A 5,919-nucleotide genomic window follows, 5' to 3' on the forward strand; every position below is an offset into this window, starting at 1 on the left:
ATCGGTGACGGCCCGGCCGGACAGCCGCTCGGTCAGGAAGTCGTGGGGCAGGCGCACGGCGGCGGCCGCCCGCGCGGTCTCCGGCTCGTTCTCCCGCAGCCACTGCCACTTCGACGCGGTCATCGCGGCCACCGGCACGGACCCGGTGCGCGCGGTCCAGGCGTCGGCGCCGCCGAGCGCGGCGGTCAGGGCGGCGGCCTGCGGGGCGGACCGGGTGTCGTTCCACAGCAGGGCGGGGCGCAGCGGACGGCCCTCCGCGTCCAGGACGACCAGGCCGTGCTGCTGGCCGGCGACCGCGATGCCCACCACGTCGGCCGGGGCGATGCCGGACTCCTTCAGCCCGGCGGCGACCGCGTCGCGCAGGGCCTGCCACCAGACCTCGGGGTCGCTCTCGCGCGCCCCGCCCTCGCCGGTCACGACGTGCGGGGCGCGGCCTACGGCGAGCAGCCGGCCGGTGGCGGTGTCGACGAACGCCGCCTTGGTGGACTGGGTGGAGCTGTCCACACCGATGACGACGGTATGCGGCGGCATGGCTGACCTCATTCACTGACGTATTTGATCGTGTGGAAAACAAATTACGTGATCGAACCGCTCCGGAACAGGGGCGGTCGTCCCTCCGTGCGGGTCCGTCGGGAAGGTCACGGCCCCCGGGGCTTTACGTCGCACGGGCTGCCCGTGCATGATTAGTCATGACAGTGAACAAATTGAGGTTCGGCTGCCCGACCGGCTGCGGACCCCTGGCCCCCAAGGCGGCACCACCATGACGGAACGCTTCGCACCGACCCCCGAGGACAAGTTCACCTTCGGTCTGTGGACCGTGGGCTGGCAGGGCCGCGACCCCTTCGGCGACGCCACGCGCACCGCGATCGACCCCGTCGACTCCGTCAAGCGCCTCGCCGAGCTGGGCGCGTACGGCGTGACCTTCCACGACGACGACCTGATCCCGTTCGGCTCCTCGGACACCGAGCGCGAGGGCATCGTCAAGCGCTTCCGCCAGGCGCTCGACGCGGCCGGGCTGGTCGTCCCCATGGCCACGACCAACCTCTTCACCCACCCCGTCTTCAAGGACGGCGCCTTCACCGCCAACGACCGCGACGTCCGCCGCTACGCCCTGCGCAAGACCATGCGCAACATCGACCTCGCCGTCGAGCTGGGCGCCACCACCTACGTCGCCTGGGGCGGGCGCGAGGGCTCCGAGTCCGGCGCAGCCAAGGACATCCGGGTCGCGCTCGACCGCATGAAGGAGGCGTTCGACCTGCTGGGCGACTACGTCACCGAGCAGGGCTACGACCTCAAATTCGCCATCGAGCCCAAGCCCAACGAGCCCCGCGGCGACATCCTCCTGCCCACCATCGGCCACGCCCTCGCCTTCATCGAGCGCCTGGAGCGCCCCGAGATGGTCGGCGTCAACCCCGAGGTCGGGCACGAGCAGATGGCCGGCCTCAACTTCCCGCACGGCATTGCGCAGGCCCTGTGGGCGGGCAAGCTCTTCCACATCGACCTCAACGGCCAGTCCGGCATCAAGTACGACCAGGACCTGCGCTTCGGCGCCGGCGACCTGCGCCAGGCGTTCTGGCTGGTGGACCTGCTGGAGAGCTCCGACTACACCGGCCCGCGCCACTTCGACTTCAAGCCGCCGCGCACCGAGGACTACGACGGCGTCTGGGCCTCCGCCGCCGGCTGCATGCGCAACTACCTCATCCTCAAGGAGCGCGCCGCCGCCTTCCGCGCCGACCCGGCCGTCCAGGAGGCGCTGCGCGCCGCCCGTCTCGACGAGCTGGCGCAGCGCACCGCCGAGGACGGCGTGGCCGGACTGCTCGCCGACCGCTCCGCCTTCGAGGAGTTCGACGTGGACGCGGCCGCCGCGCGCGGCATGGCGTTCGAGGTCCTGGACCAGCTGGCCATGGACCACCTGCTCGGCGTCCGCTGACCCGACGGCACACCGAGGGGGAGGGGGCGGACGCACGACGCGTCCGCCCCCTCCCGCGTGCCGTACGTCTCAGGCCGGCGCCGGGCGCGCGTACGCCACCGGGTCGGCCAGCACATCCGTCATCACCAGCGCCGCCGCGCCCCGTGCCGCGTCCCCCGCGACCGACGACGCGCGCAGCCGGCCTCCGCCGGGCGACCAGAGCCCGGACACCACCCGGCCCAGCTCCTCACCGGCGGGCGCCGCAAGCCACGGCATCAGGTTCCGGTAGACCCCGCCGAGCACCACCGCGTCCGGGTCCAGCAGGTTCACCGCCCCCGACAGCACCCGGCCCAGCATCCGCCCGGCCTCCGCGACCGCCGCGACGGCCCGCTCGTCGCCCGCCCGGACCCGCTGCTCCAGCTCCGTGACCGCCAGGCCGCCGGCCCCGTCGATCCCGGCCGCCCGCAGCAGCGCCGCCTGCCCCGCGTACTGCTCCAGGCAGCCGCGCGAGCCGCACCGGCACCGGGGCCCCTGCGCGTCCACCACGACGTGCCCGATCTCCCCGGCGAAGCCGTGCGCCCCGCGCAGCAGCTCGCCGTCGATGACCACCGCACCGCCCACGCCGATCTCGCCCGTCAGGTACAGAAAGGTGCGGATGCGTTCCAGGCCGCCGAACCACAGTTCGGCCAGGGCCGCGAGGTTCGCCTCGTTCTCCGAGCGGACCGGCAGTGCCTGGTGGCCGGGGTGCTCGGCGGTCAGCGCGGCGGCGAACAGCTCCTCGGCCGGCACCTGGTTCCAGCCCAGGTTCGGCGCCTGGCGGACCGCGCCGCCCGAGACCAGGCCCGGCAGCGCCAGGGCCACGCCGACCGGGTACAGCTCCTGCTCGCGCGCCGAGTCCAGGGTCCGCGCGGCGATCCGGGCCGCCCGCGCGAGCACCTCGGCGGGCGGGGTGCCCCGGTTGTCCAGGTGTTCGGTGAGCCGGACCCGGCCGGTGCCGGCCAGGTCCACGACGCACACCGAGACGTAGTCGATGTTGATCTCGACGCCGAGCCCGGCCGGTCCGGTGCGGGCCGTCTTCAGCGCGGTGCCGGGACGGCCGGCCTGACCGCTGAACGTCTTGCCGGACTCGGTCAGGAAGCCGCTCTCCAGCAGCTGCTCGACCAGCGAGGACACGGCGGCACGGGTCAGCCCCACGCGGGCGGCGACCCCGGCCCGGGTGGCCTCGCCCTCGCCCTCGTCGCGGACGGCCCGCAGCACGAGGCTCAGATTGCTGCGCCGGACGGTGTCCTTGTCGGCCTTGGGCCCCAGCGGTGTGAGGTTGCTCTTCATATCGGTCCCGAGCCTATGCGATTCCGCACGTCAGTACGGTCCCGATGCGAGCGGACCGGGCCCCGCCCCGCGACGGGGCCCGGTCCGTCTCAGGACGCGGACGCCCCCCGTTCCCGCAGCATGTCCGCCATGAGCGCGATCTCCGACTGCTGGCTCCGGACCATGCCCGCCGCCAGGTTCCTGATCACGTCCGTCCCCGCCGACGAGGCCGCCGCCGACGCCATGTCGGCACCGGCCTTGTGGTGGACCGTCATCAGCCGGAGGAACAGCACCTCCGCCTTCCGGCCCTCGGCCGCGCGCAGGGCGTCCAGTTCGGCGTCGGTCGCCATGCCGGGCATCAGCGCGCCGTCACCGCGCGGGGTGAAGGAGTGCCCCATCCACGCCATGGGCGCACCGGGCGAGCTGATGGGCCGGCCCCACAGGTCCAGCCACCCGAGCAGCATGCCGCGCTGGTTGGCCTGGGTGTTGATGATGTCGAACGCGAGCCGGCGCACCGCCTCGTCCGAGGTGCGGTCCCGGACGATGAACGACATCTCGACCGCCTGCTGGTGGTGGACCGCCATGTCGCGCGCGAACCCCACATCGGCCGAGCCCTCCGCCGGTGCGGCCGCCGGGGCGGACGCGGCCGGCGCCGACGCCGAGGGGCGGGCGAACGTCAGCGCGATCAGCGCCAGCGCCAGCAGCAGGACGGCGCCGCCGGCCAGCAGCAGGGGCCGCGAGGTGCGGGCGGCGGCCGTCACTTGGCGATCCCGCCCGTGCAGGCGGCGCCCCGCTCGGGGGTCTGCGGGCCCTGCACGTACTTGGTGAAGAACTGCGCCACCCTCGGGTCGGCGGCGTTCTTCACGGCGATCTGCTTGCCCCAGGCGCTCAGCATCAGCGGCGCGGCCTGGTCCTCGACCGGGCTCATCAGCGAGTAGGGCGTGGACGAGACGCGTTCGTTCAGCTTCTTCACGTCGGCGGGCCGCGCCTTGCTGGTGTACGTCACCCAGACCGCGCCGTGCTCCAGCGAGTGGACGGCGTTCTCCTTCGGTATGGCCTCGGTGTAGACGTCACCGTCGCAGTTCATCCACACCGGGTTGTGGTCGCCGCCGACCGGCGGGTTCATCGGGTAGTCGACGGTCTTGTCGACGTGGTTCTGCGTGAGCTTGTCCCAGCTCTTCTCGCCGTCCACGTCCGAGGTCATCACGGCGGCCTCGGCCTTGTCCTGCTCGTCGGCGGCGTTCATCAGGTAGCCGCCCCCGGCGACGAGGCCCGCGACCACCAGGACGCCGACGGCGATGGTGAGGACGCGGGCGCGGCGCTCGCGGGTGCGCTCCTGGCGGCGGGCCTCCTCCAGCTTGGCGCGGCGGGCGGCGGCGTTGTTCTTCTTGTTCTCGGCGGAAGCCATGACGGGGTCCTTCGATTTTCGACGGATCGGTGGGGTCACTGCGTACGGCAGGGGAGCCGCCGCCCCGGAAACGGGTACGGGAGATCCCCGGCCGTCCTAGATCCGCTGAACCTGAAGGCGCAGGGGGTCCACCTCGCCGACCGCGTCGTTCGAGGGGCCCCGGATCGCCCGGCCGCCGGTCAGCGGCTGGGCGGGCAGCATCGTCACGGCGGTCGAGGGCACTCCGGCGGGGGCCGGCTGGCCGGGCAGCACGACGGGCGCCGAGTGCTCCGAGGTGCCCTGGCAGGAGTCGCCCACCCCGCGCCCGCCGGGGGAGTCGGCCACCACGACGCTGACCGCGGAAGGGTCCGCCGGGGTGGTGCCGGCCCGCACGGCGGTGTGCCGTGACTCCGCGTGGTGGCCGCCGGACTGCGGGGAGCAGCAGCCGGCGAGCGCGACCAGGACGAACAGCCAGGCGAGCACGGCCGGCGCACCGGTGCCGCGCAGCCCCTCCCTGCCCACGCTCAGCCTGTTCATCCCGCACATCGTACGCGGCGCGTTGAACTTTCAAGTAGTGCGGGAGGGGAAGCGCACGGGGCCGGTGGGCCCCGGGGCTCGGGTGCGCGACCGGCCGCCCCGCCTCGTCGGCCATAGGTGTTTTACTTGTGTAATACCTGTTAACGTGTAGAAGTGAGTGAGACGACCCCCAGGATCCCCAGGCCCCGCAGGCCCGCCGTACGCACGCCGGCGCTGACCGGTCCGCTGCGCCTGACCCGGCCCTCCGACATGTGGTTCAAGCCCGCCACGAGCGTGGTCGTGGCCACCGCGATACCCAACCTGGCGCTGCTCGCCCTCGGCCGGCTCGACCTGGTGATGTACACCATGGCGGGCTCGCTCTGCGCCCTGTACGGCCACCACCTCCCCTACGCGCGCCGCGCCGGAACCGTCGCCGGGGTCGTCCTCGGCATGACCGCCGGGCTCGCCGTCGCCCTCGTCGTCGCCTCGCTCACCGCGTCGACCGCCCTGCTCATCGCCGTCGGCGCGCTGCTCGCCGCCGGGCAGAAGCTGCTCTGCGACGCGACCCGGATCGGCCCGCCCGGACCGGTGATCTTCACCTTCGTCAGCTCCGCCGCCCTCTTCGTCCCCCAGACGCTCGCCCAGGTCCCCGGCCCCCTCGCCCTCCCCCTCGGCGCCGGGGCGGTCGCCTGGCCCGGCTGGGCGCCCCCGCCTGGATCCGCTACGTCCTCGTCCCCGGCTGGACCGACGACCCCGCGGCCATCGACGGACTGGCCGGCTTCCTGGCGACGTTGCACAA

At 73.5% G+C, this 5,919-nt stretch carries 6 protein-coding genes and 1 pseudogene; 2 read left to right on the forward strand and 5 right to left on the reverse strand.

Annotated elements, in window-relative coordinates; genetic code table 11:
- Positions 1-531: FGGY family carbohydrate kinase (locus MHW47_RS30955; protein WP_275449842.1), on the reverse strand; the 531-nt coding region annotated here is incomplete at its 3' end.
- A gap of 229 nt (positions 532-760) precedes the next feature.
- Here MHW47_RS30955 and xylA point away from each other — a divergent pair.
- The gene (gene xylA, locus MHW47_RS30960; RefSeq protein ID WP_239227189.1) at positions 761-1,930 is read left to right on the forward strand and encodes a xylose isomerase; all 1,170 of its coding nucleotides are present in this window, start codon (positions 761-763) and stop codon (positions 1,928-1,930) included.
- A 69-nt stretch (positions 1,931-1,999) separates the two neighbouring features.
- Here xylA and MHW47_RS30965 read toward each other — a convergent pair whose 3' ends face one another.
- The 4 genes from MHW47_RS30965 to MHW47_RS30980 all read right to left on the reverse strand — a co-directional run bounded on the left by MHW47_RS30965 (position 2,000) and on the right by MHW47_RS30980 (position 5,141).
- Entirely contained in the window at positions 2,000-3,238 is a 1,239-nt protein-coding gene (locus MHW47_RS30965) for an ROK family protein (RefSeq protein WP_239227190.1), read from the reverse strand.
- 89 nt (positions 3,239-3,327) lie between these two features.
- Positions 3,328-3,978 carry a DUF305 domain-containing protein gene (locus MHW47_RS30970; RefSeq protein ID WP_239227191.1) on the reverse strand — a complete coding sequence of 217 codons (651 nt, stop codon included), beginning with the start codon at positions 3,976-3,978 and terminating at the stop codon, positions 3,328-3,330.
- Positions 3,975-4,625, reverse strand: a complete 651-nt coding sequence (locus tag MHW47_RS30975; protein WP_239227192.1) for a DUF3105 domain-containing protein — start codon at positions 4,623-4,625, stop codon at positions 3,975-3,977. Before MHW47_RS30975 ends, MHW47_RS30970 begins: the two co-directional genes overlap by 4 nt.
- Before the next feature lie 96 nt (positions 4,626-4,721).
- Positions 4,722-5,141 carry a hypothetical protein gene (locus MHW47_RS30980; protein WP_239227193.1) on the reverse strand — a complete coding sequence of 140 codons (420 nt, stop codon included), beginning with the start codon at positions 5,139-5,141 and terminating at the stop codon, positions 4,722-4,724.
- Between the two features lie 249 nt (positions 5,142-5,390).
- On the opposite strand from MHW47_RS30980, the pseudogene MHW47_RS30985 reads away from it, so the two are divergent.
- Positions 5,391-5,919: pseudogene (locus MHW47_RS30985) on the forward strand (FUSC family protein); the annotation flags it as partial.

The organism is Streptomyces sp. OfavH-34-F, from assembly GCF_022347745.1.
Classification (GTDB): Bacteria; Actinomycetota; Actinomycetes; order Streptomycetales; family Streptomycetaceae; genus Streptomyces.

What these genes read in the sequence shown, in the direction of transcription:
- xylA (WP_239227189.1), top strand. Translation starts at nt 761, where the DNA reads ATGACGGAACGCTTCGCACCGACCCCCGAGGACAAGTTCACCTTCGGT.
- MHW47_RS30965 (WP_239227190.1), bottom strand. Translation starts at nt 3,238, where the DNA reads ATGAAGAGCAACCTCACACCGCTGGGGCCCAAGGCCGACAAGGACACC.
- MHW47_RS30975 (WP_239227192.1), bottom strand. Translation starts at nt 4,625, where the DNA reads ATGGCTTCCGCCGAGAACAAGAAGAACAACGCCGCCGCCCGCCGCGCC.
- MHW47_RS30980 (WP_239227193.1), bottom strand. Translation starts at nt 5,141, where the DNA reads ATGAACAGGCTGAGCGTGGGCAGGGAGGGGCTGCGCGGCACCGGTGCG.